Genomic DNA, 25883 nt, shown 5'->3' on the forward strand with positions numbered 1-25883 from the left:
TGTTGTTAGCTCGCAGCCTCAAGCAGCGCCGCGATACCCGCGGCGCGATCGGTTAGATTCACGCGCAGCACCGGACGGCCGTGTTCGGCGTCCGCGAGCACCGCGCCGTCGCCGGTAGCCTGGGCGGTGATCAAACCGCCGAAGCTGTAGGCGCGGCCCGGGATCTCCAGGTCCTGCTCGTGGTTCGCGGTGACCTGCAGGAAGACCCCCTGGCGGGGGCCGCCCTTGTGGTACTGGCCGGTGGAGTGCAAGAAGCGTGGTCCCCAGCCGAAGGTCACCGGGCGTGAGGTGCGTTCGGCCAGCAGGTCGCGCAGCGCCTCCAGCTCCTTGTCGCCGTGGCGGTTCAGGTAGGCGTGGATGGACAGGTAGCCATCCTCGCCCAGCTGTGCGGTCAGCGCATCGAGCGCGCCGGCCAGGTCCGCGGCCTGCGTGCCGAACAGCTCGACGCTGCCGTCCACCGCATCCGGGGATCCGGCGGCCGGCGCGTCGAGCAGCGAGCGCGCGGCAATCTTGGCGGCCTCGACATCCGGCTGGTCAAACGGGTTGATGCCCAACAGGTAGCCGGCCACGGCGGTTGCGTACTCGAAGATCATGAACGAGGTGCCCAGCGGTGCACTGAGGTGGATCGCGGTGGCCTCCTCATCGATTTCCGCGGGCAGCTGCTCGTGCAGGTAGAGCGGCAGCACGTCGGCGGCCACCTGCTCCAGCTCGGGCGCGTCCGCGTGGGCCACCACGGGGAGCACTCCCTTGCCGAGCTTGCCGGTGGATTCGGCGATGAGCTGTTCGGCCCAGTCCCCGAAGCCCGGCAGGGCGTCGCCGATTTCCGCGATAACCAGCTTGTCGCGGCCGGCGGTAACCAGCGCGGCGCCTAGGTGCAAGGCAATGTTGTCTTCGTCGTCGCCGCTGAGCAGGTCCGAGATCAACCCGGCCTCTTCGATCAGCGCTTCGATATCGGCCCCGGCAAGTCCCGAAGGCACCAGCCCGAAGGCGGTCAGCGCCGAGTAGCGCCCGCCCACATTCGGGTCGGCGTTGAAGACCGCGCGCACGCCTTCCGGATTGTCCATCGGCGAACCCGGATCGGTGACGAGCACCAGTCGGGTAGCCGGATCGATGCCGGCGGCCTCGAAGGCCGCGGTGAAGGCGCGTCGCTGCGAATCGGTTTCCACGGTGGACCCCGATTTGGAGGCGACGACCACGACGGTGCGCTCCAGCTCGGTGTTCACGATCTCGGAAACCATCTGCGGGTCGGTGGTATCGCAGATGACCAGGTCGACCTCGTCATGCGCGGTGATCACCTCGGGTGCCAGCGAGGAGCCGCCCATGCCGCACAGGGCGATCCGGGTCAGGCCCTCGGCCAGCAGCTGCTCGCGCAGCTCAAGGATCTGCGGAAGCAGCTTCGCGGCGGCTTCGAAGGGCTGAGCCCAGCCCAGGCGCATGGCGGACTCGGCTTCGGCCTCGGCGCCCCACACGGTGGGGTCCTGGCCGGCGATGCGGCTGCCGATCTTGGCCTCGATGAGCTGCGGAAGCAGCCGGTCGACCGAGGCGAGGGCCGCGCCGGAAGTAACTAAGCCCAACTCCATCTACTTGGCCTCTTTCAAAGCCACAGACATGTCCTCGAGCAGTTCGTTCCAGGCGACGTCGAACTTCTGAACGCCTTCGACCTCGAGCAGCGACACAACCTCGTTGTAGTCCACGCCCTGGGCCGCCAGCGCGTCGAGCACGCCGTTGGCCTGGGCGTAGCTGCCGGAAACCACGTTTCCGCGGATCTCCGCCTCCGCGGCGGTAGCCTCCAGGGTCTTTTCCGGCATGGTATTCACGGTCTGCGGTGCCACCAGTTCGGTGACGTACAGGGTGGATGGGTAGGCAGGATCCTTCACGCCGGTCGAAGCCCACAGCGGACGCTGCACATTGGCCCCGGAGGCTGCCAGCGCTTCGTAGCGTGCCGAGGCGAAGGTCTCCTCGAAGACCTGGTAGGCCAGGCGGGCGTTGGCCACACCGGCCTGGCCGCGCAGGGCCAGTGCCGCCTCGGTGTCGATGGCGTTCAGGCGCTTGTCGATTTCCGAGTCCACGCGGGAAACGAAGAAGGAGGCGACCGAGTGGATCTTGGACAGGTCCAAGCCCTTGGCCTTGGCCTTCTCCAAGCCGATCAGGTACGCGTTGATGACCTCGCGGTAGCGTTCCAGCGAGAAGATCAGGGTGACGTTGACGCTGATGCCCGCCGCGATGGTTTCGGTGATGGCCTCCAGGCCGGCCAGCGTGGCGGGGATCTTGATGAGCACGTTTTCGCGGGCTACGCGTTCGTGCAGGGCCTTGGCCTGGACGATGGTCTGCGCGGTGTCGTGGGCCAGACGCGGGTCGACCTCGATGGACACCCGGCCGTCGAAGCCGTTGCTGGAGTCGTAGATCGGGCGGAACAGGTCGCAGGCGGCGGCAACGTCGTCGCTGGTGATCTCGGTTATCGCGTCTTCGACCGACTTGTGGCGCTGCTCGGCGATGGCCTCGCCGTAGACCGCTGCGTTGGTCAGTGCCGCGGCGAAGATCGACGGGTTGGTGGTCACGCCGACGACGTTCTGCTCTTCGATGAGCTTGGCCAGCGAACCGCTGGTCAAACGCTCGCGGGAAAGGTCGTCCAGCCAGATCGAAACGCCGGCGTCGGACAGGGCCTGGGTATTTGGGTTACTCATAATGTGTGCCAGTTCCTTTACTTAACAACTTTTTCGGCGGCTGCGACAACTGCATCGGTGGTGATCCCGAATTCGCTGTAGAGCTTCTTGTAGTCTGCGGATGCACCGAAGTGATCCAGGGAGATGATTTCGCCCGCGGCGCCGACCAGCTCGCGCCAGCCCTGGGCTACGCCGGCTTCCACCGAAACGCGGGCGGTGATGGCCGCCGGGAGCACCTCTTCGCGGTAGGCGGCGTCCTGCTTGGCGAACCATTCGAAGCTCGGCAGCGAGACGACGCGGGCGGCGATGTTCTTCGCGGCCAGTGCCTCGCGGGCCTCTACGGCCAGCTCGACCTCGGAGCCGGTGGCCAGCAAGATGACATCCGGGGTGGTCTCGGCGCCCTCGCGGACTGCCTCGGCCAGGATGTAGCCACCCTTCAGGGTGCCTTCGGCGCCGCGGAAGCCTGGTGTCGAACGGTCATAGATCGGCAGGTTCTGCCGGGAGAGCACGATACCCGATGGGGTGTCGGTCAGTTCCAGCATGCCGCGCCATGCGTAGGCGACCTCGTTGGCGTCTGCCGGGCGGACGACGTCGAAGTTCGGGATGATGCGCAAGGAGGCGAGCTGCTCCACCGGCTGGTGGGTCGGGCCGTCCTCGCCCAGGCCGATCGAGTCGTGGGTCCAGACGAAGATCGATGGGATGCCCATCAAGGCGGCCAGGCGGATGGCCGGACGCTGGTAGTCCGAGAAGATCAGGAAGGTTCCGGAGAACGCGCGGGTCGGGGAGGAGAGCACGATGCCGTTCACGATCGACGCGGCGGCGTGCTCGCGGATGCCGAAGTGCAGGACGCGGCCGTAAGGGCTGGCATCCCAGGAATCGGTGGAGCGGCGCTCGGGTGCGAAGGACTTCGCGGTGGCGATGGTGGTGTTGTTCGAACCGGCGAGGTCCGCGGAGCCGCCCCACAGTTCGGGCAGCTCATCGGCGATCGCGTTGATGACCTTGCCCGAAGCGGCGCGCGTAGCCATGGTGGAACCCGGTTCGAAGGTCGGGATCTTTTCGGTCCAGCCCTCCGGCAGTTCCCCTGCCTGCAGGCGCTCAAGCAGCGCTGCCTCTTCGGGGTTGGCGCGCTTCCACGCCTCGAACGTCTCGTTCCAGGACTCGTGCAGCGCTGCGCCGCGGGTCACTACCTCGCGAGCGTGTGCGAGTACTTCCTCATCGATGTGGAAGGACTTCTCCGGGTCGAAGCCCAGAACATTCTTCAGCCCTGCGACTTCTTCGCCGCCGAGCTTCGAACCGTGGATGCCGCCGGTGTTCTGCTTGGTTGGCGAAGGCCAGCCGATGATGGTGCGCAGCGCGATCATCGAGGGACGGGAGGTCTCGGCCTTGGCGGCGCGGATCGCGGCGTCCAGGGCGTGCATGTCTTCGACGTATTCGCCGGTGACGGTCCAGTCCACGCGCTGGGTGTGCCAGCCGTAGGAGTCGTAGCGGCCCAGCACGTCTTCGGTGAACGCAATGTCGGTGTCGTTCTCGATGGAGATCTTGTTGTCATCGTAAATGACGACGAGGTTGCCCAGTTCCTGGTGGCCCGCTAGCGAGGAGGCCTCGGAGGTGACGCCCTCCTGCAGGTCGCCATCGGAGGCGATGACGTACACGGTGTGGTCAAACGGGCTGGTGCCGGCTTCTGCTGCCGGATCCAGCAGGCCGCGCATGCGGCGCTGGGAGTAAGCGAAGCCAACGGCCGAGGCCAGGCCCTGGCCCAAGGGGCCGGTGGTGATCTCCACGCCGGCGGTGTGGCCGTATTCCGGGTGGCCCGGAGTCTTCGCGCCCCAGGTGCGCAGCGCTTCGATGTCTTCCATCTCCAGGCCGTAGCCCGAGAGGAAGAGCTGCAGGTAGAGGGTCAGCGAGGTGTGACCGGGGGAGAGCACAAAGCGGTCGCGACCGATCCAGTTCGGATCCTTCGGGTCGTGGCGCAGGTGCTTCTGGAAGATCAGGTACGCAGCCGGAGCCAAGCTCATGGCGGTACCGGGATGGCCGTTGCCAACTTTTTCTACTGCGTCGGCTGCCAAGACACGAGTGGTGTCGATGGCCTTATGATCCAACTCGGTAAGTGAGAACTCTTCTACTAAGGATTCAATCGCCACTGCGGCGTTCCTTCCATTCAGGCTTGGACGGGGTTTATCCCGCTGACACGCAATACGCCGTCGACCCTGCTACCCGTAGTCGAGCTTTTTGGGGTATCAGGTGGCGACGGCGCGATTAGTGTCCACTGTATCGCGAATCGCTCTACGACTGTATGGGTTGAACAAACATGACACGCACATTTTGCATCAATCTTTGACCCATCGAACATTGCCGAGAGCACAACCGGAGGGCGAGCCTCCCGCGGCCCGGGTTGCGGCAATGACCGGGCGAACTGAATTAGGGACCTTCTGCTGCGCTCCGGCGCGGCGCGAATGCCGCGCCGTGGCCGGGCGGGGCCGTGGGGAAATGGTTATCGCGCGGAGCGCACTGGACATCCAGGCGAGGTTGCGTTTGAAGCTTGGGAAAACCCTTGGTCAACAACGTTATATTCTTGTTTGTCTTTGAATTACAAACTTTGAAGATTGTTTATTCGGGACGGGATGGCGGTGCCGCCGCGCGGCGCGGGTGCCGGCTGGCGGAGGTCGTCCAGCATTGCGAAGCGTGCGCGGCTGCTCCTGGATGATGTCGGAGGGGGTAAAGATGACCGGAATCACGGAGTTGGCCTTGAATACTTACATCAAGCAACTACCGTCTGAGTTCTATTCGTCGTAGAATAGGTGGTGTCTGTCTTGTACCCGTGTAGAACTGAGTGCGTTTAATTGAAGACTCTTAGCGTCGCCGGATCGTTAGTACCGCGCTCATCGCGCCAACCTGACGAAAATGCTGGGGATTTTGCCAAGCGCAAGGCCCGTGCCTATCTGGCGCTCACCAAGCCTCGCGTCGTAGAGCTGCTCCTGGTGAGCACCTTGCCGACAATGATCTTCGCAGAGCGCGGTTTCCCTGCCGTCTGGTTGATGGTTGCTACCATTCTTGGCGGTGCCATGGCCGCCGGCGCGGCAAGCGCATTCAACTGCTACCTCGATCGCGACATGGATAAGTTGATGAAGCGCACCAAGGGGCGGCCTTTGGTTACCGGTGACGTCACCCCGCGCGAGGCCCTGATCTTCTCTTGGGTCTTGGCGATCGCATCGCTCGTAGTCTTCTGGTTCGGCACCAATCCGCTGGCCACGGCCCTGGGACTTGCCGCGATCCTTCTCTACGTAGTTCTCTACACGATGATCCTCAAGCGCCGCACCTCGCAGAACATCGTCTGGGGCGGCATTGCCGGTTGCATGCCGGTCCTTATCGCCTGGGCGGCGGTCACCGAGACCGTGGAATGGCCAGCGATCATCCTATTCCTGGTGATTTTCCTTTGGACCCCGCCGCACTACTGGCCACTGTCCATGAAGTATGCAGATGATTACAACGCCGCCTCGGTGCCGATGCTAGGAGCGATCGCCAACGCCCGCCGTGTTTCGGTGCAGGTAGTTCTCTATGCCTGGGCCACGGTGGTCTGCTCCCTGCTGCTGCTGCCCATGGGCTATGCGGGCATCGTCTACACCGCGATTGCCGGCGGGGCAGGCGTATGGTTCGTCTACGAGTCACATGTGCTCTACCGCGAAGCTCAGCGCGATCACAGCCCTGCCGAGATGAATCGCAAGGCCATGAAGGTCTTCCATATTTCGATCACTTACCTATCGATCGTGTTCCTGGCGCTGGCTATTGACCCGTTCGTCGGCAGCCCGCTGTTTGGCTAAGTAATACTCTGAAATCCCCGCTTCCATTGAGTTGGAGGCGGGGATTTTTGTCTCTTTGGACCCGATCCGACTGTCGCTGATGCTGCTTCCGGAAATTTCTAACTGGCCGCGCTCCCGGTTTGGCTCTAGGCATCCCGTCCTCTGGCCGCTGCGGAGGCCATCGTGCTCAAGGGCAGAACCACCCACTGGGTCGCGCACTTTGACGCGGCGATACACTGTTGGTCGCGGGATTCGACCGAAGGTATGCTCGTTGCCGCCCTTGTGGCTGGTGGAAAGCATGCTTCGCAGAGCAGGCGCTAGCCCATGCGGATAGAGAAAAGGCTGGAAACCAGGTGGTTTCCAGCCTTTTGCCATACTGCCTGCGAAGTTAGTGCTGCTCGACGCGCTCGCTCTTCGGCAGCCTGGCCGCACGATCCCAGAGGTTCGTGGAGGCGACCATCAGCAGGCTCGCACCGAGCATATGCAGAAGGACCAAGCCGATGGGGAGCCCGGTGAAATGCTGGATGTAACCGAGGGCCGCCTGCAGGGCAATGACGAGGACCAACCACCAGCTGGCCGCACGGAGCTTGGCGTTGCCTCCGGTGCGGTAGGCCAGCACCAGGACGATCACCGTGGCAAGGACGAGCAAGTACACCGGGGCCGTGTGCATGCGCGTGACCAGCAGGGGATCGAAGAGGTGCCGGGGAGCGGTGGCGTCGCCGGCGTGCGGGCCGGTTCCGGTCACGATCGTCCCCATGATGACGGCAAGCATCGACAGGACCCAAGCGGCCGTCGCGAATTGCCCAATGGTCTTCGTCGTTGGCGGGGTGATGTCATGCTTCAGCTCGCGGCGGGTTCGGTTGACCAAGATCGTCGCCAGGCAAACCAGCGTGCCCGAAAGTATGAAGTGCAGAGAAACAACCCAGGGGTTCAGATCCGTCCAGACGGTAATGCCGCCGATCACGCCTTGAGCCGGAATGCCCGCCAGCAGCACCACTGCGAGCTTGAAGATCGAAGGGTGGCTCTTGCGCATATTCCAGATTGAAATTAAGAAAGCCACGGCAATTGCAAGCAGGACGAAGGTCAGCAGGCGGTTCCCGAACTCGATCAGCCCGTGGTAGCCCATTTCTGGAACCGGGGTCATCGACCCCGGGACGCAGTTGGGCCAGTGCGAGCAGCCGAGGCCGGACTTGGTCAATCGCACCGCACCACCGGTGACGATGATCCCAATCTGCGAAACCAAGGAGGCAATTGCCAGGCCGTGGACGATGCGGGTGACCTTCGGCGGCATAGTGCCTAGCCATGCGACGGCGGCAGCGACAATGATTCCGAAGAGGTCACCGATCTTGGCGAGCAACTTGGAAGCCCAGCTTCGTTTAGCTAGGTCTGAAGACATGGAAATCTCCCCTTCATGGTGTTCTGGTTAGTTCCACTTGAATAGTTTGATGGCGGCAAATGAACCAGCGGCGGCCCAAAGCACCAAGAAGATTACGCTTGCGATGCTGAACCGGCCTTCAATGAGCGCCGAGCGCATGGCGTCGCCGAGTGCGGCAGAGGGCAAGGCGTCCAGGGTCGGCTGGATCCAATGCGGCGCCATGCTCAGCGGGAAGAGCACCCCGCCCACGCCGGCGAGCAGGATCCACGCCAAATTCGTGATTGCCAAGGTGGCTTCGGGGCGAACGGTGCCCGCAATCAACAGCCCCAGGGCGGTGAAGGCGGCTGCTCCGAGAAGCAAGAATAAAATTGCCGGAAGGATTCCAAACAGGTTTGGCTCCCATCCGAGCAGCAAGGCCACAAGGGTGATGAGGACTACCTGGATGGCCAGCACGGTGAGCACCGCGATGACCTTTCCGAAAATCAGGCCGGTCTTTCCCAGGGGAGTCGTGGAGAACATCCGCAGCACGCCATAGCGGCGGTCGAAGCCCGTTCCAATGCCCTGGCCCGTGAAGGCTGTAGAGATCACGCACAAGGCCAGCACGCCCGGGACGGCGGCATCAATGCTGCGCGGGGCAACGCCTTCGAGCAAGTCGGTAAAGGTCAGCCCGAACAAGGCGATGATAGGCAGCACCACCGCGAGCACTAGTTGCTCGCCATTGCTGAGCATCATGATCGTTTCGTATTTGCCCTGGAGCGCGATGCGCTTGGGGGTGGAAACCGCGTTGGATTTGGCAATAGTCTGGCTCATGCGGGTTCCTCCTTTTGCGCGAATTCCAGAAAAACATCTTCGAGGCTACGTGCCTGCAGATTCATATGCTTAGGCAGGATTCCCTCGCGTGCCCACCAGCTGGTGAGCCAGTGCAGATGCTCCGCGGTGCTCACCCCGGTCAAGTGGTACTCGCCGGGAGTGGTTTCGCTCAAGTGCAGGCCTGCGGGGGGTTGCGGGAGCGTGAGGCCAGGTGCCGCGCCAAAACCCACGGGGCGGGTCTCATGCTCGGCGGCGGCCAGCGTCGTCAATTCTGCGACGGTGCCCTGCGCAACGGTGCGGCCCTTGTCGATGATGTACACGTAATCACTCAGGCGTTGCGCGTCATCCATCAGATGGGTGGTGAGCACGATCGCCTTGCCGGCGTCGCGCTGTTCGCTGATCAGATCGAAAACTACTTGACGCGACTGTGGGTCCAGACCCGCGCTTGGCTCGTCCAAGAACAAGACTTCGGGGTCCCCGGCCAGCGCCAGGGCCAAAGCGACGCGTTGCTTTTGGCCGCCTGAAAGCCTGCGGATGGTGCGGCTGCCAAAGGATTCGAGATCTAAACGCACTATCAGCGCATCGATATCTATTGGGTTCTTGTACATGGCCGCGACATGGCGCAGCAACGGAACCGGGCGCATCGAGGGAGGCAGCCCGCCGTCCTGCAGCATTACGCCGACACGCGAGCGGAGGGCCGGATTGTCCCCGTAGGGATCTTGGCCGAGCAATTGCACCGTTCCGCCTACAGGGCGCATAAGCCCCTGGGCGCAGGCGAGGGTCGTTGACTTGCCGGCGCCATTGGAGCCGAGAAGCGTGGTGACCTGCCCGGGGAAAGCTTTGAGGGAGACGGAATCCAGGACCCTGAGCATGCGATTATTCAGCGCAGGAACCGGTCCCAGATCCTTGCTCAGCTCATTGATGATGAGGCTGGGAGTAACTGAAGACACCACAGCATTCTACGTCATGTCGAAGTCAAGGGCTCTGAGTCCTTTGTCACGAAGGCTCGAGTTCGTTTTGCGTGCGGAGGATGATGGTTGTAGCGGAAGAGAAAATCCGCGAGATTTCCAAGGTGACAAGCTCTACCTTAGTAAGTCCTTCCTTACTAGACGTAGGCTAAAAATATAGGCATGCTTGTGTTGTGTATTCATCTAATTCAGACACAGCTAGTACCACAACTGGCACTACGGTTGACGCGGTTGGGGATACTGAGGAGCGCACGCGAGACCGAGTTCTGAACGCAGTCCTTGAAGATGGACCGGTCAGTGCAGCCGAGCTTGGCACCAAGCTCGGGTTCACGCCCGCGGCGGTTCGGCGTCACCTCGATGCCTTGTCCAAATCCGGACTGGTAGAGGTGAAGCTGGTAGCCAACCAGAAGTCGGGCGCAGGCCGTCCGTCCCGTCGGTACGTACTTTCGCACCGGGGACAGACAAAACTGGGCAATGACTACCTGGATATCGCCACCCAGGCACTTAAGGTGTTGGGGGATGCGGCGGGAGAAGATGCGATTCGCAAATTCGCCCAGGACCGTTTCGCGACGATGGAAAGCCGCTATGCGAAAGCGTTAGACGGTGTTGAAGGGTTGGAGGAGCGAGCAGCGAAGCTAAGCGAATTACTTAGCTCCGATGGTTTCGTTGGCTACACCCGCAAGGTTGAAGCGAAGGTTTCAACAGCACTAATGCGCAGCGTTCAGCTGTGCCAGGGGCATTGCCCCATACAAGATTTGGCACGCGAGTTTCCGGTGTTTTGCGACATGGAAACTGAAATGTTTGCCCGGCTGGTCGGTGTCGACGTGAGAAGGCTGTCGACGCTAGCCGGCGGCGGACATGTGTGCACGACCCACATCCCTGTGGGTCGCGGAAAGGCGCCAATACGCGCTGAGAAGAGAACTCGAATCAAGTTCACGAAGCAGGAGAGGCCGCGATGACGGATCAGATTGCACAGGAGTCTGCCGACCCAGGTGTAATTTCCGATATTCTGGAGAAGAACCCCGAACTCCACGGAATCGGTAATTACGAATACGGCTGGTCAGACAAGAACGACGCGGGTGCGAATGCACGTCGCGGCGTTGATGCCGATGTTGTAGCTAACATTTCCAACCTCAAGTCAGAACCTGAGTGGATGTTGGAGCTGCGCCAGAAAGGCTTGAAGTACTTCGACCGCAAGCCGATGCCTACCTGGGGTCCAGACCTCTCGGGCATCGACTTCGACAACATCAAGTACTTCGTTCGCTCGACCGAAAAGCAGGCCACCACGTGGGAAGACCTGCCCGAAGACATCAAGAACACCTACGACAAGCTAGGCATTCCAGAGGCTGAAAAGCAGCGTCTGGTTTCCGGCGTAGCTGCTCAGTACGAGTCCGAGGTTGTTTACCACCAGCTGCGTGAAGACCTCGAAGCCCAGGGCGTCATCTTCCTCGACACGGATACCGCGTTGAAGGAACACGAAGACATCTTCAAGGAATACTTCGGCTCGGTCATCCCAGCAGGCGATAACAAGTTCGCTTCGTTGAACACCGCGACCTGGTCCGGTGGCTCCTTCGTCTACGTCCCCAAGGGCGTACACGTGGAGATCCCGCTGCAGGCCTACTTCCGTATCAACACGGAAAACATGGGTCAGTTCGAGCGCACCTTGATCATCGCCGACGAGGACTCCTACGTCCACTACATCGAGGGCTGCACCGCCCCGATCTACCAGTCGGACTCGCTGCACTCGGCGGTCGTGGAAATCATCGTGAAGAAGGGCGCCCGCGTCCGCTACACGACGATCCAGAACTGGTCGAACAACGTGTACAACCTGGTGACCAAGCGTGCCGTCTGCGAAGAGGGCGCCACCATGGAGTGGGTCGATGGCAACATCGGCTCCAAGGTCACCATGAAGTACCCGGCTGTCTACTTGGTTGGCGAGCACGCCAAGGGCGAGACCCTGTCCATCGCCTTCGCCGGCGAAGGCCAGCACCAGGACACCGGTTCGAAGATGGTTCACATCGCTCCGAACACCTCCAGCACCATTGTCGCCAAGTCGGTGGCCCGTAACGGTGGCCGCTCCGCTTACCGCGGTCTGGTCCAGGTTCGCGAGGGTGCCAAGGGCACCAAGAACTCGGTCGTGTGTGACGCGCTGCTGGTTGACCAGATTTCGCGTTCGGACACCTACCCATACATCGACGTCCGCGAGGATGACGTGACCATGGGCCACGAGGCAACGGTTTCCCGTGTTTCCGAAGAACAGCTGTTCTACCTGCAGTCCCGCGGCCTGGCCGAGGACGAAGCAATGGCGATGATCGTGCGTGGCTTCGTTGAGCCAATCGCCCGTGAACTTCCAATGGAATACGCGCTGGAACTGAACCGCCTTATTGAACTCCAGATGGAAGGATCGGTCGGCTAAGAATGTCCGAGACCACTACTCAGATTCCCGATGAGAAGGCGCGCATTGGCGCCCCCTCCATCCCGGGCTTCACAGAAGAGGGCGAAAACCTTTCGCCATTGAACGACAGCGCCACCTCCCCACTTGCCGGCGACTCGGCCAAGAGCCACAGCCACGGCGGCGGCGAAGGTGTGACGGATTCTTCACGTGCCGGTCGTTTGACCAGCTTCAACGTCGAAGATTTCCCCAAGCTGACCGGACGCGAAGAAGACTGGCGCTTCACCCCGCTCAAGCGCATCGGTGGCCTGCACACCGCTGAACTGACCGGCAAGGCACCGAAGGTTGAACTGACCGGTTCCGACAACGTCTCGCTGCGCACCGTCGCGGCAGACGACGCGATCCGCGGCAACGCCTTCACCCCTGATGACCGCGTGTCGGCCAACAGTTGGAAGTACTCCAACGGCGCACAGGTGCTCACCATCCCGGCTAACGCCGAAGATGTGAAGAGCGTCCTGCGCATCACCGGTGAGTCGCTGGATCCAGCGGCTCAGCACCTGATCATCGTGGCGGAAGAGAACTCCGAAGCCATGGTCGTTATCGACCACGTAGGCTCGGCAGTGCTGGCGCAGAATATCGAATTCGATGTTCGCCAGGGCGCTCGTCTGCGCGTTGTCTCGCTGCAGGCTTGGGAATCGGATGCAATCCACGCTTCCTCGCAGCAGGCCTCGGTGGCCAAGGACGCAACCTTCAAGCACATCGTGGTCACCTTCGGTGGCGACCTGGTGCGCGTGAACCCTTCGGCTCGTTTTGCCGGAGAGCACGCCGAGATCGAGCTCTACGGCCTGTACTTCGCCGACGCCGCTCAGCACTTGGAGCACCGCCTGTTCGTCGACCACGCGGTACCGAACTGCAAGTCGAACGTGCTGTACAAGGGTGCCTTGCAGGGTAAGAACGCGCACACCGTCTGGGTTGGCGACGTGCTGATCCGGAAGGCTGCCGTGGGAACCGATTCCTACGAGGCGAACCGCAACCTGGTGCTCACCGACGGCACCCGTGCCGACTCGGTGCCTAACCTGGAAATCGAGACCGGCCTGATCGACGGTGCCGGACACGCTTCCACCACCGGACGCTTCGACGACGAGCACCTGTTCTACCTGATGGCTCGCGGTATCGATGAGAAGACCGCACGCCGCTTGGTGGTTCGTGGCTTCCTGAACGAAATCGTCCAGCAGATCGGTGATGAGCAGCTCCAGGAGCGCCTGACCGACACCATCGAAGAAGAATTGGCAACCACTACCCTCTAGGTAGTGCCGGTTCTACCAGCCTTTTAGATATAGAAACGGAACGACGTATGTCTACTCTGGAAATCAAAGACCTGCACGTCTCGATCGACACCGAGCAGGGTGAGAAGGAAATTCTCAAGGGTGTTTCGCTGACCATCAACACCAACGAAACCCACGCAATCATGGGCCCCAACGGCTCGGGCAAGTCCACCTTGGCCTCGACCATCGCCGGCCACCCACGTTACAAGGTCACCTCGGGTTCGATTACCCTTGATGGCGTCGACGTGCTGGAGATGAGCGTTGACGAACGCGCCAAGGCCGGCCTGTTCCTGGCCATGCAGTACCCAGTCGAGGTCCCCGGCGTGACCATGACCAACTTCTTGCGTACCGCCAAGACCGCAATCGACGGCGAAGCTCCGAAGCTGCGTACCTGGACCAAGGACGTCAAGGAAGCCATGGCGAAGCTGAAGATCGATGCGGACTTCGCTGGCCGTAACGTCAACGAAGGCTTCTCCGGCGGCGAGAAGAAGCGCGTCGAAATCCTGCAGATGGAACTGTTCAAGCCTAAGTTCGCCATCTTGGACGAGACCGACTCGGGCCTCGACGTTGACGCGTTGAAGACCGTGTCCGAGGGCGTCAACCGCGCTCAGGATGATAACCAGATGGGCACCTTGCTGATCACCCACTACACTCGCATCCTGCGCTACATCAAGCCAGACCACGTGCACGTGTTTGTTGACGGTCGCATCGCTGAGCAGGGTGGCCCGGAACTTGCAGATCGTTTGGAAGACGAAGGCTACGACCGCTTCCTCAACGTCAAGGCCTAGTAAGGTAAATTCCATGAGTGAATCAACCGAACAGAGCACGGGAGCCGCTACGACTCCGTTGGAAGACGTAGAGGAGGCGCTCAAAGACGTCATTGACCCGGAACTCGGTGTTAATATCGTCGACTTGGGCCTGCTTTACGGTCTGAAGTACGCGGAAGACGGCGCACTTATTCTCGACATGACCCTGACCACCGCGGCTTGCCCGCTCACCGATATTATCGAGGAGCAGGTCGCCCAAGCGATGGAAAGCGTTGTCGACGAGCATCGTTTGAATTGGGTCTGGATGCCGCCTTGGGGTCCGGAACGCATTACCGACGATGGTCGCGACCAGATGCGAGCCCTTGGGTTCAACATCTAAGTTGTAGAGCCAAAAGGCACCTTTCGAATCTTTCAAGATTCGAAAGGTGCCTTTTCTTAATCCGCTTGTTGAATCTGCGCTGGTTGTAGCCCCGTCCCTGGCCCGATGGTTTTAGTCGGGCTGTGTGTACACCGATTCAAAAGCCACCGCCGTACCGGTGCCACCGGCGGCGGCCATGAGGGCCAGACAGAGTTCATCGCCGCGTGCGGTGGCCCGTGCCTGCCAAAAGAGCCGGGTAGCCAACAAAGCCCCGCTGGCACCGTAGGGGTGTCCCAAGGCAAGCGCGCCGCCATCACGGTTAACCGTTGAGGCGCCAATTCCTAGCTCTGCAAGGCAAGCCAAGGCCTGGACGGCGAACGCCTCATTGAACTCGATGAGTTCCGCCTTGCCTAGCCGGTCGACGCCGAGCAGCTGCGCAAGCTTTTGATACGCGGGCACCGCTGCCATGCCAAGGATTTGTGGGTCGCAGGCCCCGGTGCCGGTTCCTAGATATCTCAGGGCAAACCGTGCGTCAAGTCGTGCATAATGCTCTGCATCGACAACCAACACCGCTGCGGCCCCATCATTTATAGGGCATGAATTGCCTGCCGTGACGGTACCGCCGGGAACGAACGCGGGACGCAAGGAGGCTAGTTTCTTGGCCGACAATCCCTCGCGTGGGCAGGTATCGGACTGGACCACTCCCGAAGGAGTGCCAATCGGCACGATTTCCTGGTTGAAGCGTCCGGCTTGCTGCGCTTGCACCGCGCGTTGGTGACTGCGTAGGGCAAACTCGTCCTGGGCGGTGCGGGAGATCTGGAACTGTGCGGCAATGTTCTCCGCGGCCACACCCATTTCCGGGTCGACTTGCGGGTGCGGGGTAAAACGGGCGCGCGAATAGATCCGTGGCGGAGAAGCGGGATCCCCATTTTTCTCCATTCGCCAAGGTGCGGTGGATACCGATTCGACACCACCAGCGATCACGGCCCGTGCCTCGCCGCAGCGCACCATTCTGGCTGCCGCTGCGATTGCCTCCAACGCGCTCGCGCATTGGGCATCGAGGGTAGTCGCCGGCACGGAGTCAGGCAGCCGAGAAACCTGCGTTGCGACGCGCGCAATGTTTCCGCCGGGTCCTGCCGCGTTTCCCGCGAAGACGTGGTCCACGTCTGCAGGGGAGATTCCAGTGTCCTCCAACAAGGCGTCAAAGACCTTGCCCAGTAGTTGGTCGGCTCCGAGACGAGCGAATTCCTTATTTGAGCGCACCACTGGCGTGCGCCTGGCGGCTATGATCAAGGCTTCATTCATCGCAAGCGCAGCTTTCTCAGTCCGGATGTTGTTGGTGCTGGAAGAGTTTGAATATCGCATTTGCCGCTGGCGGTCAGTGGCCAAGAAGGCAAAAACACTACGTCGTGGGGAATTTTATAAACGGGCAGAATCTCGCGGAGTGCCTGCGAGACCGAAGATGGATCGGGCAGTGGCTGGTGAAGAGCAAGTTGCACATAGGCGGTCAGCACCGTCTTGCCGTGGGCCAGGCGGTGCGCCAGAACGAGCGACTGCCTCAAGCCTGCCGCTTCGAGCGCTCTGGTGATCTCCGCAGGATAGACGTTGTTTCCATTGATGTTCATCATCTCGCCGCCGCGGCCAAGGATTTGAATACGTTGACCGGGTAGCAAGCGGGCAATATCTCCGATTCCGGTCGCTTCCTCGCAGCGTTCTAGCTGGCCCGAGCCCTGCGGGTCATAACCGATGGCGTTGAAGGCACTTCGAATCATGAGCCGACCTGTCCCGTCGGTGCCATTCTGTGCATGCAAATGTGCCCGGACTCCGTCGAAGAGCGTCCCCATGAAAGGGCTCTCCTCGACTTCTTCAAGGCTGCGCTGGCGGTAGGCAATCAGGCTGTGCTCGCTGCTGCCGAAGTATTCGATGCAATTTACGTCTTTCGAGAGCTGTAGGATCTGCTGGGCCAGATCCAGGCTCAGGGCTTCGCCGCCGGTGACCACGTGACGCAGCCCGGAGAGCCGCTGGAGTGGAATCTGCTGGAGCAGCAACCGCACGAGCGAAGGAACTGCAACCAGTCGGTTACAGCTGGTTGACTGCAATAGTCGCCGAACGTGCCCGGCCTGCCAACGTCCCGGTGCCACTAGGGTGCCGCCGAGCGCGACCGATTCAACCAGCGCATATAGGCCGAGGCCATGAGCGAGCGGACCGGGAACAAGCGTTGTGGAATCTTCGCTGGCCCCGAGAATCCCCGCGCACCGGCTGATGGACTGCTCCCATGAATGGCGGGTGCGAACAACTGCCTTCGGGCTGCCGGTGGATCCGGATGTGAAGATGAGCAAAAGCTCGGAGTCGGAGCCGGCCTGTGTGGCCAGGTCCGCAAGCGCATGGCTGGGATCCGATACCGTGCGCACGCCTAGAGCCGTGTGGCCAAGCTCTGTCACCGACGCTTCACCGGGCTGATCCGTTAGGACCTTCGGAGACCCGAATTGCGTGAGCGTGGTCTTCAGCTTTTCGGCAGGCCAGGTCGGATCGAGAATCATGGCGCTCACCCCGGCGAGCACGCAGGCATGGAATCCTATGGCCAATGCGACCGGATCCGAGCAGTAGAGTCCTACGCGACGGCCAATGCGTGGATCCCGCTGCAATGCCTGAGCCAAATCGTGGCTCGAGGCGTACAGGGTTGCGTAATCGATTACCTGGGAAATGCTGATTACCGCCGGGTGATCTGGACGAGTGAGCGCGTGATGCTGCAGCTGGCTGGCGAGATTCATGGATCTAGCGCATGAGTCCCCGGTAGCTGCGGTGAACGGTGACGGCCACGAGCGTGGCGACCACTGCCTTGATCAGATCCCCGGGGATGAACGCCAGGGAACCGAGCGCAGAGGTGCCAAGGTCAAGGCCGGTCACCACGGAAGTCCAGGGAATTCCGAAGAGGTAGATGATGCCTATTCCACCCAACAGTATGGAAAGCAGTCCGGTCACGATGCGTGTGCCCTGGCTTTTCTGGCGAAGCACCCAGTACTTGAACAATACGCCAATGACCAAGGAGCCAAAGATCCAGCCGAGCAGGTAGCCGCCGGTTGGGCCGAGTAGGACCGCGAGTCCGCCGCGGCCGCCTGCTAGGAGCGGTAATCCTGCCAGGGCAAGGACAACCACAACCAGGCTGGAGAGCATGCCTCTGATGGGGCCCAGCAGCGCGCCTGCCAGCATGACGCCTAAGGTCTGCAAGGTGATGGGCACCGGAACGATGCCAATCACGATTGGGGGAACAAGTCCCATGGCGGCGATCATCGCAGCAAAAATAGCTACGTAGACGGTATTTCGGGTTTGCGAAGAAGTGGCAGTTGCCATAGTTGGGTCCTAACGAATGATGCTGCGAGAGCTGATGGCGAGGTTATTTGAGTTTGTCGGCAGAGTCGTACCCACGAGCTTCCAGTGCTTCGGCAGTGTCGTCGGCAATTCGCAGTGAGCGAATCACCAGCGGGACCGCCACAGCCAAAGGATTGTTGGCCAGCCCGCGCGCATGCTGTGCCTCGCGTACTTCTAGATAAACTCGCTTGAGCTCTGGAATGAAGCGAATGGCTAGAGATAGCCCCAAGGAAATTTGGGCCGGGTTAGCGCCCACATAACGCAGGGGAGAGGCCACCTGCTGAAAGAGTTCCAGCATGGCGTCGAAGGTTGTGGTCAGGCTGACGGCGTAGGCGAACATGCACATGGTGAGTAATCGAAGCACGGACACCCAAGCGTTTTCCCAGTTGGTCTGCATGCCCAGCGAAATAAAGACAAAGCTGAGGATCAGCAACAAGGTGATCAAGGCGGTGCGCAATTGCTGAAATTTCACTCGCGCGCTGAACAGCAGCAGGAGGCTGCCAATGAGCAGCACGACAAGCGCTTGCCAACTTGGGATCAGGTACAACCCGATGCTGATAGCCAAGAGCGCGCCAAACTTTAGTCCGGCAGGAAGCTTTGCCAGGTAGGAGGTATTGTGTGCCGCGATCATACGTGGCTCCACTGCCGGTAGTGAGCGATGGCGTCCGCTGGAAGGCCGTCAAATGCAATGGTTCCGTCGGTGACGACCAGAACGCGATCGAAATCTTCTAGCAGTTCCAGATCGTGTGTGATCACGATCGCGCGCTGTGGAAGCTGCGCAATTTCGCGTTGGAAGCGTAGCCGGTTGCGCAGATCGAGCATGGTCGTTGGCTCGTCGAAGACGATCGTGCGTGGCTGCATTGCGATGACGGCGGCCAGCGCGACCATCTGCTGCTCGCCCCCTGAAAGGGTATGGCTTTCCCGGTCCGCCAGATGCTTGATGTTCAACTCGTCTAGCGTTTGCTCGACCCGGACCTTGCGGTCGGCCTTTGACAGCCCTAGGTTCTTCAGGCCGAACGCAATGTCATCGGCCACCAGCGGCATGATGATTTGGTTTGCCGGGTTTTGGAAGACGAAACCTACATCGCGGCGTATCTGTTTTGCATGCTTGGAGGTATTCATTTCGCCTACGCGCACCGTGCCATAGGTGGGAACAACGAGAGCATTGAGCAATCGCGACAGGGTGCTTTTCCCTGCGCCGTTGGCGCCGATGATTCCGATGCGACGTTCGTTGAGCGTCAGATTGATATCAGCTAGGACGGTGCGGTCCTCGAAGCTGACGGTGACCTGCTCAAGTTGGATCTCTGGTAGTTCCACAATGCTCCATCGCGACGTACTTGTTCGCCCAGTAAAACACCAGTGGCTAGTTGGCGGTAGGGCTGCGTTCTTCGTGGCCGATTCAACCACTGAGAAAAGAGCATACTTGATCACTGTTCAATTGTCTTGATCGGTGTTCAAGAAATATTTAGAAGCCGAGGAACTGTTCGTAGATAAGAACTAGTGAGAGTCCGATCATGATGATTCCTGAAGATGCGGTCACTATGCGTGCGGCTAGTGGACGTGAGCGTAATAAAAGACGCGAGGCGAAGGCAATCGAGAAATACACAAGGACTGACACGGCGAAGTGCGTGAGTCCAAGCGCTCCGGTCTGCAGCGATAGCGGCCAGGTGGCAGAGCGGTCAATGAATTGGGGAATGAGCGCAAGGTAAAGTAGCAAAGCCTTCGGGTTGGTGCCGCTGGTGAGAAGGCCCTTGAAAAACGCGCCGCGCCATGGGCCGCCAGGTTTCAGCAGCGGACGGGTTTTGGTAAGCACGGCGGTAGCCGCGAAGGGAAGCTCCGCGGGATCGCTTGAAGAATTCACCGGAGTCATGGACTCGGAAGATGCAGGCGATGAGGTGCCATAAAATTTCGCCGACCTCCAGCTCGCGAGGGTGACGACGCCAAGCCATAAAAGGTAAAGGGAACCGGCCATGGTGAGCCATAGCAAGAGTTGCGGCGAGCTGGCCACAAGTGCCGCTACGCCGCAGACCAGTAGCGCGGTATGAAACAGATATCCGGTGAGTAGCCCCCAAACTGCTGCGCAATATCCCTTGGGCCCAATGGCCGAAGAAATGATATACGCCCAATCGGCACCCGGAGTGCAGGCGAGCGTTATGGAGACAAGGAGGAATCCGGTTAGTTGAGCGATATCCAAGGTGTCTCCTCGTGGTTCCAGCAGTACTAGTGCAAGCGTAGGAAATATTCATCAAAAAGTGTTTGCCGATTTTGCTTGAAACTGGGAAACATAAGCACGATTTTTACGATCATTGTGGAATTGGCGCAAAAATATTGCGTAGTATGCTGGTGCTATGGATAAATTGGATCGTGCGATTATCGCCGAGCTGCAATTGGACGGCCGGATGAGTGCAACCGCCTTGGCGAACAAGGTGGGACTGTCGGTTGCGCCATGCCACCGCCGCATTCGAGAACTCGAACGCACGGGGGTGATCGCCGGATATCAAGCCGTTGTCGCCCCTGAGCGCGTAGGGCTGGCCTTCGAGGCGTTGGTGTTCGTGACGCTGAAAGATCGCACCCAGCTCAAGGCCTTTGAGGCGGCTGTAGAAAAGGATGAACTCATCGTCGAGGCGCAGCGCCTGTTTGGCGAACCGGATTTCCTGCTTCGCGTGTACGCCAAAGACCTGACGCACTATCAGCACCTATACGATGACGTGCTAGTCGAACTGCCTGGAGTGGAAAAGCTAAATAGCACGATCGTGATGCGAAATATCAAAGAGCGGGCGATCCTGCCGGTCTAGTGGTTGACTTCAACCGCGTTGCCAGATTGCGCTGCGCGAGGTGTGATGAGCAGCGAAATCACCAGAATACCCGCAATGATCCATAGCGCCTGCGGCAAGCCAGTGGCATCTGCAACGAAACCGATAACCGGAGGTCCGCTGAGCATCGCGCCATAACCGAAGGCGCTGATCACGCTCACTGCTCTTGGGCCGAGGTGATCGCTACGTGAGGCAGCGATCGACATGCCAACAGGGAAGCCAAGGGCGCTTCCAAGACCCCAGAGCACGGCGCCCGCTCCTAGGGTTGCCGTATCTTCGCCCAGGATAAATAGCACGATCCCAATGAGGCCGATCATTCCCATGATCATCAGCGAGCACTTGGTGCCAATGCGGTCCACGATCGGCCCACCGGCAAACCTGCCTATCGTCATGGCTCCGGCGAACAGGGTGAACATCAAGGCCCCGCTTGGGTGGTCCAAACCATGGCCGTCAACCGAGGCCACCGCCAGCCAGTCATTGGCTGCCCCTTCGGCGAAGCTCAAGCCAGCAACCATTAGCCCGAGCAAGAGCAGCAAGCCCCGGTGGGAGCGCGCTCCGGACGTCTGCAGCTGGGACTTGTCTCGCGGACGGGAATAGTTGTAGTTCCAATCCCTGAATCCAGTCTGTGCTATGAGTGCCAAGGAAATAATCATCACGGCGACCAAAATAAAGTGCCACGCGGTGGTGATGCCCAAGCTGAGGGTGGCCGTCGCGATTCCTGCACCAAGCAATGAGCCGAGGCTGAAGTAGCCGTGCAGCGAAGGCATGATGCTCTTGCCAAGTTTTCGTTCGACCTTGGCCCCATTGACATTCATCGTGATGTCAAGGGAGCCAAAAACCAGCCCATTGGTGAAAAGCACGACGAAGGCTAAGGCCTCGCTGTGCAGTATCGACACGGACAGTCCTAGCCCGACAAGTATTAGGGCAAGAATTATCGGCAACACCAGTAGCAAGTTCTTGGCCGAGACTCTTCGGCTCAGCGCCGGCGCAAACGTGATGCCGGTCAGAGTTCCAGCGGTCATGCAAAAGAGGAAAGCCCCGAGCCGAGAGCCAGAAAAATCAAAGATCATGGCGAAGATCGAAAGTCGGCCCGCCCAGGAGGCGAAGGATAAACCAGCAATCAAAAAGATCAGGTTAACGCTTAAGCGTTCGCCGAATATCGGCTTTGCTCGAGCGGGGGCGATGAGCGCCATTTACCGGTTCCTCCTGATTTGTACAGCACCTTGAGTTTATCCCAGTTTCAAAAAAGTTGAAACTAAAATCTATGCGATCCCGAGTACTGCTAGCGCACTTTTAGGGGGCTCCTATGAAACTCTAAGTATCGGTTACTTTTCGGCTGGGCGTTCCGCTAGCCGGGGTTCTTTCTAGGCCGCTGAGCATGAGGATTTCTATCGACAATAAGGCGATTGGCGAAGTGCCGCGAAGGCACCACGCAAGCGATGCGGCGTGGGGCCAGGGGTGAAGCGAGGAGTTTTCGAATCAAATTGCTGTGGGATTGCTAGTGGCGATCCACGAGCAGGAATGCAATCCCGGCGGGCAAACGCAATAGCTCAGAGGCGTCATGAAGAGATCGCGAACCTGGCGGGCTGTTGCAGGCTTGAACCCTTGCTCGAGGAATACTTCTTTTGGTGATACGCAAATCCGAAGAGGGGCCATGGGGTGGGGGCTCAAAACAAAAACTATGGTCAAAACCCGCTAAGGTCTCTTTCTCGTTTCAAAAAGAAAAACCGCCGCTCATTTGTATTACCAAGTGAGCGGCGGTTTAATTTGGTACCCCCGGCCGGATTCGAACCGGCGACCTAGAGATTAGAAGGCTCTTGCTCTATCCAGCTGAGCTACGGAGGCGTAACCGAAAATTAGTTTAGCCCATTGACAAGCAAGATCTCTAACCGGAGGCGCTAGTGTTGTAGGAGGAGCGCTTTGTTAGCTGTTGAGTAGGGGATCTTTGTATGCAGCGATGGAGAATTGGCGGACTGAAAAGTATCGCCTGTTATACGGCCATAAGTTTTGGGCTCGCGTGGCTCGTAGCTTTGCCATTGTGGCAAGGCGCGGGCCTTCACCATCCGCAGTTCATGTGGATTGCCATGGGTATGATGCTGACGCCCACTATCGCTGCCCTGTGCATGAGCTTGCTTCAACGTCGCGGAAAACAGTTTTTGCAGGAATCCGGGCTGCTTCCGCTTGGTAAGCCCACGCGATTTCTGCTCGCAGTGCTGCTTGCCTACCTATTGCCGATCGTCCTAATAATTCAGGCGCCAATCATTGGCACATGGCTGGGGGTCTTCCCCGGAGACTTGAACCAGTTTATGGTCTTGAACTTCGTGGCGGGGACCGACGGGCCCGGCAAATATTTGCTTGGCCAGGCAGGAATCATCCTCGTTGCCGGACTAATGAACCTCATTCCTGCCCTGGGCGAAGAGATCGGTTGGCGCGGGTGGCTATGGCCAAAGCTTCAACCACTGGGGCAGCTGCCCGCAATCTTGATTTCAGGTGTTATTTGGGGTCTCTGGCATGCTCCATTGATCCTATTGGGATACAACTATCCGTTCGCCAAGGGCGCGTGGGGCCTTGCCGCGATGTGCGGAATGTGCATCTTTGTGGGGGCAGTTTTTGCGTGGCTGCGCACATTCAGTGGCTCCGTCTGGCCTGCCGCATTTGCTCATGGCGTCTTCAACGCCAGCGTGGGTTTGGTATCGCTGTTCATGGTTATGGGGTCAATGCTTGATTCGACCAAGGCCTCAATCCTGGGCTGGTCGGGTTGGATCTTTCCCGGGGCGGTGATTTTGGTGATGGTGCTATTCGGAGCCTTTCGGGCTAGGCCCGATCCAAGTTATCCACAGAATGAGCCGAGGAGTACCGGATCTAATCGGCCTGGGCTCAGCATGGACTGAAGCCCCGGGGCCGCTCCCGGGGCAGGACCAAAGGAGAAGAACGTCATGAGTGATCTTGTGACCATCCGTGCAGTAGTTGGAACAGAGCCACAATTGAGCATTACCCCACAGGGGCTAGCGGTGCTCAAATTTCGTGCGGTGACTCATGAACGCAAAAAGGACCCTGAAACCGGACAATGGGTTGACGCCGGAACCAATTGGTTCTCAGTGAGTGCTTTCCGAGGGCTGGCCGAGAATGGGATGGAGTCGTTGGAGCAGGGCGACCACATTGTCGTGATCGGCAAGCTCCAAATACGCCAGTTCGAACGGGCGGATGGATCGCGCGGAACGAGCGCTGATATTGAGGCCTTCTCGTTCGGCCATGACCTGAAGTTCGGGACCTCGCACTTCACTAAAGTGCGAAACGCCTCGGGCGACATTGAACGTTCGTCCCATCCCCAGCAAGCCGAATCGCGCCACCAGTCCGTGAACGAAAACACCGGTGGCTCGTGGCCTGAGAGGGACACCGACGCAGCGTAATTCCTCCGCATTCAGTGGTGTCACGGGAAAACGTGTGAAACCGGGCACCACTGGAGCAAAATAGTGGTGTGTGGATTCGGATTTGCACCCACTGAGGCACTAGCCTTAAGGGCATGGCGGAATTTATTTACACGATGACCAAGGCTCGCAAGGCCGTTGGTGACAAAGTCATCCTTGACGATGTCAGCATGTCGTTCTACCCGGGCGCCAAAATTGGTGTCGTGGGCCCTAACGGTGCTGGTAAGTCAACGATCCTGAAGATTATGGCGGGAATCGATACCCCGTCCAATGGTGAGGCACGTCTTTCACCTGGTTACTCTGTGGGCATCTTGCTGCAGGAACCACCCCTCAACGAAGAAAAGACCGTCTTGGGCAACGTCCAGGAAGGCGTCGGCGAGATCTATGAAAAGATCACCCGATTCAATGAAATCTCAGAAGAGATGGCTCAGGAAGGTGCCGATTTCGACACCTTGCTAGAAGAGATGGGCAAGCTCCAGGAGGCTATCGACGCCGCCGACGCTTGGGACATCGACAACCAGCTCGAACAGGCAATGGATGCCCTGCGTTGCCCACCGGGCGACGAAATGGTCACGCACCTCTCCGGTGGTGAGCGTCGACGCGTCGCGCTATGCAAATTGCTGCTGCAGAAACCAGACCTGTTGCTCCTCGATGAGCCCACTAACCACTTGGACGCCGAGTCAGTATTGTGGCTCGAACAGCACCTGGCAGCCTACCCGGGCGCGGTTTTGGCCGTAACCCACGACCGTTACTTCCTGGATCACGTCGCCGAGTGGATCTGTGAAGTTGACCGCGGTCGTCTGCACCCATACGAGGGCAACTACTCCACTTACCTGGAGAAGAAGCGCGAGCGTATGGAGGTGCAGGGCAAAAAGGATCAGAAGCTTGCTAAGCGCCTGGCTGAAGAGCTCGATTGGGTTCGCTCCAACGCCAAGGGCCGCCAGACGAAGTCGAAGGCTCGTCTGGCCCGCTATGAAGAAATGGCCGCGGAGGCCGAGCGTACCCGCAAGCTTGACTTCGAAGAGATCCAGATTCCACCTGGTCCACGTTTGGGTCAGGTCGTCATCGAAGCCCAGGATCTGAACAAGGGCTTCGGAGAACGTGTGCTAATCGACGGACTGTCCTTCTCGCTTCCTCGAAATGGCATCGTCGGCGTGATCGGTCCTAACGGTGTTGGTAAATCGACTCTGTTCAAGACCATTGTTGGCATGGAAGAACTTGACGGGGGCACGCTGAAGATCGGCGATACGGTCAAGATTTCCTATGTTGACCAGAACCGCGAAAACATTGATCCGACAAAGTCCCTTTGGGAAGTTGTTTCGGAAGGCCTGGATTACATTCAGGTTGGTCAGGTTGAGATGCCTTCGCGTGCTTATGTTTCGGCATTCGGCTTCAAGGGCCCAGACCAGCAGAAGAAGGCCGGTGTCCTCTCCGGTGGTGAGCGTAACCGTCTGAACCTTGCATTGACCCTGAAGCAGGGTGGCAACCTCTTGCTGCTCGATGAGCCTACAAACGACCTTGACGTTGAAACTCTCTCGTCCCTGGAAAATGCTCTTCTCGAGTTCCCAGGTTGCGCAGTGGTCGTCTCGCACGACCGTTGGTTCCTGGACCGAGTCGCTACCCACATCCTGTCTTACGAGGGTACGGAAGAAAACCCATCGAACTGGTACTGGTTCGAAGGAAACTTCCAGTCTTACGAAGACAACAAGGTTGAACGGTTGGGGGCCGATGCAGCTAAGCCGCATCGTGTGACTCACCGTCGCCTGACTCGCGACTAAGTCTGAGTCGAAGCCAAAGGCCACCACGAATTATTTTCGT

The 25883-nt window shown here is 59.7% G+C and carries 24 protein-coding genes and 1 tRNA gene; 11 read left to right on the forward strand and 14 right to left on the reverse strand.

The window, feature by feature from the left end; genetic code table 11:
* Positions 1–5 precede the first annotated feature (5 nt).
* Genes CQ019_RS03585 through tkt form a run of 3 tightly spaced genes read right to left on the reverse strand, consistent with a single transcriptional unit; the run spans position 6 to position 4804 of the window.
* Positions 6–1580 carry a glucose-6-phosphate isomerase gene (locus CQ019_RS03585; protein ID WP_105568935.1) on the reverse strand — a complete coding sequence of 525 codons (1575 nt, stop codon included), beginning with the start codon at positions 1578–1580 and terminating at the stop codon, positions 6–8.
* Positions 1581–2684: a transaldolase gene (tal, locus tag CQ019_RS03590; RefSeq protein ID WP_105568936.1), complete on the reverse strand. Its 1104-nt coding sequence runs from the start codon at positions 2682–2684 to the stop codon at positions 1581–1583.
* 17 nt (positions 2685–2701) lie between these two features.
* Positions 2702–4804: a transketolase gene (gene tkt / locus CQ019_RS03595; protein ID WP_105568937.1), complete on the reverse strand. Its 2103-nt coding sequence runs from the start codon at positions 4802–4804 to the stop codon at positions 2702–2704.
* Positions 4805–5503: 699 nt separating this feature from the next.
* Between tkt and CQ019_RS03600 the strand changes: the two genes are divergently transcribed.
* A complete protein-coding gene (locus CQ019_RS03600; RefSeq protein WP_096285128.1) occupies positions 5504–6481 on the forward strand; it encodes a heme o synthase in 978 nt (325 codons plus the stop codon).
* A 367-nt stretch (positions 6482–6848) separates the two neighbouring features.
* On the opposite strand, the gene CQ019_RS03605 is transcribed toward CQ019_RS03600, so the two are convergent.
* From CQ019_RS03605 to CQ019_RS03615, 3 genes are read right to left on the reverse strand one after another with little or no spacing between them, the layout of a single operon-like run.
* Positions 6849–7856, reverse strand: coding sequence for a heme A synthase (locus tag CQ019_RS03605; RefSeq protein WP_105568938.1), 1008 nt, complete (start codon positions 7854–7856; stop codon positions 6849–6851).
* A 27-nt stretch (positions 7857–7883) separates the two neighbouring features.
* Positions 7884–8645, reverse strand: coding sequence for an ABC transporter permease (locus CQ019_RS03610; RefSeq protein ID WP_105568939.1), 762 nt, complete (start codon positions 8643–8645; stop codon positions 7884–7886).
* Positions 8642–9598, reverse strand: coding sequence for an ABC transporter ATP-binding protein (locus tag CQ019_RS03615; protein WP_105568940.1), 957 nt, complete (start codon positions 9596–9598; stop codon positions 8642–8644). Before CQ019_RS03615 ends, CQ019_RS03610 begins: the two co-directional genes overlap by 4 nt.
* Before the next feature lie 188 nt (positions 9599–9786).
* Between CQ019_RS03615 and CQ019_RS03620 the strand changes: the two genes are divergently transcribed.
* The 5 genes from CQ019_RS03620 to CQ019_RS03640 are packed head-to-tail and all read left to right on the forward strand — an operon-like array spanning position 9787 to position 14476.
* Positions 9787–10572 carry a metalloregulator ArsR/SmtB family transcription factor gene (locus CQ019_RS03620; RefSeq protein WP_105552295.1) on the forward strand — a complete coding sequence of 262 codons (786 nt, stop codon included), beginning with the start codon at positions 9787–9789 and terminating at the stop codon, positions 10570–10572.
* Entirely contained in the window at positions 10569–12029 is a 1461-nt protein-coding gene (gene sufB / locus CQ019_RS03625; RefSeq protein WP_105552294.1) for a Fe-S cluster assembly protein SufB, read from the forward strand. The genes CQ019_RS03620 and sufB overlap by 4 nt, the downstream gene beginning before the upstream one ends.
* Positions 12030–12031: 2 nt before the next feature.
* A complete protein-coding gene (sufD, locus tag CQ019_RS03630) occupies positions 12032–13312 on the forward strand; it encodes a Fe-S cluster assembly protein SufD (RefSeq protein ID WP_105568941.1) in 1281 nt (426 codons plus the stop codon).
* 47 nt (positions 13313–13359) lie between these two features.
* Positions 13360–14118 carry a Fe-S cluster assembly ATPase SufC gene (gene sufC / locus CQ019_RS03635; protein ID WP_096285114.1) on the forward strand — a complete coding sequence of 253 codons (759 nt, stop codon included), beginning with the start codon at positions 13360–13362 and terminating at the stop codon, positions 14116–14118.
* 13 nt (positions 14119–14131) lie between these two features.
* Entirely contained in the window at positions 14132–14476 is a 345-nt protein-coding gene (locus tag CQ019_RS03640) for a metal-sulfur cluster assembly factor (protein WP_096285112.1), read from the forward strand.
* A 111-nt stretch (positions 14477–14587) separates the two neighbouring features.
* Here CQ019_RS03640 and CQ019_RS03645 read toward each other — a convergent pair whose 3' ends face one another.
* The 6 genes from CQ019_RS03645 to CQ019_RS03670 all read right to left on the reverse strand — a co-directional run bounded on the left by CQ019_RS03645 (position 14588) and on the right by CQ019_RS03670 (position 20018).
* Positions 14588–15820 carry a thiolase family protein gene (locus CQ019_RS03645; RefSeq protein ID WP_105552292.1) on the reverse strand — a complete coding sequence of 411 codons (1233 nt, stop codon included), beginning with the start codon at positions 15818–15820 and terminating at the stop codon, positions 14588–14590.
* Positions 15757–17226, reverse strand: a complete 1470-nt coding sequence (locus CQ019_RS03650; RefSeq protein ID WP_105552291.1) for a class I adenylate-forming enzyme family protein — start codon at positions 17224–17226, stop codon at positions 15757–15759. The genes CQ019_RS03645 and CQ019_RS03650 overlap by 64 nt, the downstream gene beginning before the upstream one ends.
* Positions 17227–17230: 4 nt before the next feature.
* On the reverse strand, positions 17231–17806 hold the full coding sequence (locus tag CQ019_RS03655; protein ID WP_096285106.1) for a biotin transporter BioY: 576 nt from the start codon (positions 17804–17806) through the stop codon (positions 17231–17233).
* Positions 17807–17849: 43 nt separating this feature from the next.
* Positions 17850–18455 carry an energy-coupling factor transporter transmembrane protein EcfT gene (locus CQ019_RS03660; RefSeq protein WP_096285104.1) on the reverse strand — a complete coding sequence of 202 codons (606 nt, stop codon included), beginning with the start codon at positions 18453–18455 and terminating at the stop codon, positions 17850–17852.
* On the reverse strand, positions 18452–19141 hold the full coding sequence (locus CQ019_RS03665) for an energy-coupling factor ABC transporter ATP-binding protein (RefSeq protein ID WP_105552290.1): 690 nt from the start codon (positions 19139–19141) through the stop codon (positions 18452–18454). Before CQ019_RS03665 ends, CQ019_RS03660 begins: the two co-directional genes overlap by 4 nt.
* A gap of 148 nt (positions 19142–19289) precedes the next feature.
* Complete coding sequence (locus CQ019_RS03670; protein WP_105568942.1) at positions 19290–20018, reverse strand: LysE family translocator; 729 nt, start codon at positions 20016–20018, stop codon at positions 19290–19292.
* A gap of 154 nt (positions 20019–20172) precedes the next feature.
* Between CQ019_RS03670 and CQ019_RS03675 the strand changes: the two genes are divergently transcribed.
* Positions 20173–20619, forward strand: coding sequence for an Lrp/AsnC family transcriptional regulator (locus tag CQ019_RS03675; RefSeq protein WP_105552288.1), 447 nt, complete (start codon positions 20173–20175; stop codon positions 20617–20619).
* Here CQ019_RS03675 and CQ019_RS03680 read toward each other — a convergent pair.
* The gene (locus CQ019_RS03680) at positions 20616–21659 is read right to left on the reverse strand and encodes an MFS transporter (RefSeq protein WP_181148237.1); all 1044 of its coding nucleotides are present in this window, start codon (positions 21657–21659) and stop codon (positions 20616–20618) included. The genes CQ019_RS03675 and CQ019_RS03680 overlap by 4 nt on opposite strands.
* A 46-nt stretch (positions 21660–21705) precedes the next feature.
* On the opposite strand from CQ019_RS03680, the gene CQ019_RS18415 reads away from it, so the two are divergent.
* Positions 21706–21864: a hypothetical protein gene (locus CQ019_RS18415; protein WP_181148238.1), complete on the forward strand. Its 159-nt coding sequence runs from the start codon at positions 21706–21708 to the stop codon at positions 21862–21864.
* A 541-nt stretch (positions 21865–22405) separates the two neighbouring features.
* Here CQ019_RS18415 and CQ019_RS03685 read toward each other — a convergent pair.
* Positions 22406–22482 (reverse strand) — tRNA-Arg (locus tag CQ019_RS03685).
* Between the two features lie 278 nt (positions 22483–22760).
* On the opposite strand from CQ019_RS03685, the gene CQ019_RS03690 reads away from it, so the two are divergent.
* The 3 genes from CQ019_RS03690 to ettA all read left to right on the forward strand — a co-directional run bounded on the left by CQ019_RS03690 (position 22761) and on the right by ettA (position 25843).
* Positions 22761–23528, forward strand: coding sequence for a CPBP family intramembrane glutamic endopeptidase (locus tag CQ019_RS03690; RefSeq protein WP_219843895.1), 768 nt, complete (start codon positions 22761–22763; stop codon positions 23526–23528).
* A gap of 45 nt (positions 23529–23573) precedes the next feature.
* Complete coding sequence (locus CQ019_RS03695; protein ID WP_105552285.1) at positions 23574–24047, forward strand: single-stranded DNA-binding protein; 474 nt, start codon at positions 23574–23576, stop codon at positions 24045–24047.
* A 113-nt stretch (positions 24048–24160) separates the two neighbouring features.
* Positions 24161–25843 (forward strand): energy-dependent translational throttle protein EttA, encoded by a 1683-nt coding sequence (ettA, locus tag CQ019_RS03700; protein WP_096285090.1) that lies wholly within the window; start codon positions 24161–24163, stop codon positions 25841–25843.
* The last annotated feature ends 40 nt before the right edge of the window (positions 25844–25883 follow it).

Source organism: Arthrobacter sp. MYb229 (assembly GCF_002975405.1).
GTDB lineage: Bacteria > Actinomycetota > Actinomycetes > Actinomycetales > Micrococcaceae > Glutamicibacter.

What these genes read in the sequence shown, in the direction of transcription:
- CQ019_RS03585 (WP_105568935.1), bottom strand. Translation starts at nt 1,580, where the DNA reads ATGGAGTTGGGCTTAGTTACTTCCGGCGCGGCCCTCGCCTCGGTCGAC.
- tal (WP_105568936.1), bottom strand. Translation starts at nt 2,684, where the DNA reads ATGAGTAACCCAAATACCCAGGCCCTGTCCGACGCCGGCGTTTCGATC.
- CQ019_RS03605 (WP_105568938.1), bottom strand. Translation starts at nt 7,856, where the DNA reads ATGTCTTCAGACCTAGCTAAACGAAGCTGGGCTTCCAAGTTGCTCGCC.
- CQ019_RS03610 (WP_105568939.1), bottom strand. Translation starts at nt 8,645, where the DNA reads ATGAGCCAGACTATTGCCAAATCCAACGCGGTTTCCACCCCCAAGCGC.
- sufB (WP_105552294.1), top strand. Translation starts at nt 10,569, where the DNA reads ATGACGGATCAGATTGCACAGGAGTCTGCCGACCCAGGTGTAATTTCC.
- sufD (WP_105568941.1), top strand. Translation starts at nt 12,032, where the DNA reads ATGTCCGAGACCACTACTCAGATTCCCGATGAGAAGGCGCGCATTGGC.
- sufC (WP_096285114.1), top strand. Translation starts at nt 13,360, where the DNA reads ATGTCTACTCTGGAAATCAAAGACCTGCACGTCTCGATCGACACCGAG.
- CQ019_RS03640 (WP_096285112.1), top strand. Translation starts at nt 14,132, where the DNA reads ATGAGTGAATCAACCGAACAGAGCACGGGAGCCGCTACGACTCCGTTG.
- CQ019_RS03645 (WP_105552292.1), bottom strand. Translation starts at nt 15,820, where the DNA reads ATGCGATATTCAAACTCTTCCAGCACCAACAACATCCGGACTGAGAAA.
- CQ019_RS03650 (WP_105552291.1), bottom strand. Translation starts at nt 17,226, where the DNA reads ATGAATCTCGCCAGCCAGCTGCAGCATCACGCGCTCACTCGTCCAGAT.
- CQ019_RS03655 (WP_096285106.1), bottom strand. Translation starts at nt 17,806, where the DNA reads ATGGCAACTGCCACTTCTTCGCAAACCCGAAATACCGTCTACGTAGCT.
- CQ019_RS03660 (WP_096285104.1), bottom strand. Translation starts at nt 18,455, where the DNA reads ATGATCGCGGCACACAATACCTCCTACCTGGCAAAGCTTCCTGCCGGA.
- CQ019_RS03675 (WP_105552288.1), top strand. Translation starts at nt 20,173, where the DNA reads ATGGATAAATTGGATCGTGCGATTATCGCCGAGCTGCAATTGGACGGC.
- CQ019_RS03680 (WP_181148237.1), bottom strand. Translation starts at nt 21,659, where the DNA reads ATGACCGCTGGAACTCTGACCGGCATCACGTTTGCGCCGGCGCTGAGC.
- CQ019_RS18415 (WP_181148238.1), top strand. Translation starts at nt 21,706, where the DNA reads ATGGCGAAGATCGAAAGTCGGCCCGCCCAGGAGGCGAAGGATAAACCA.
- CQ019_RS03690 (WP_219843895.1), top strand. Translation starts at nt 22,761, where the DNA reads ATGAGCTTGCTTCAACGTCGCGGAAAACAGTTTTTGCAGGAATCCGGG.
- CQ019_RS03695 (WP_105552285.1), top strand. Translation starts at nt 23,574, where the DNA reads ATGAGTGATCTTGTGACCATCCGTGCAGTAGTTGGAACAGAGCCACAA.
- ettA (WP_096285090.1), top strand. Translation starts at nt 24,161, where the DNA reads ATGGCGGAATTTATTTACACGATGACCAAGGCTCGCAAGGCCGTTGGT.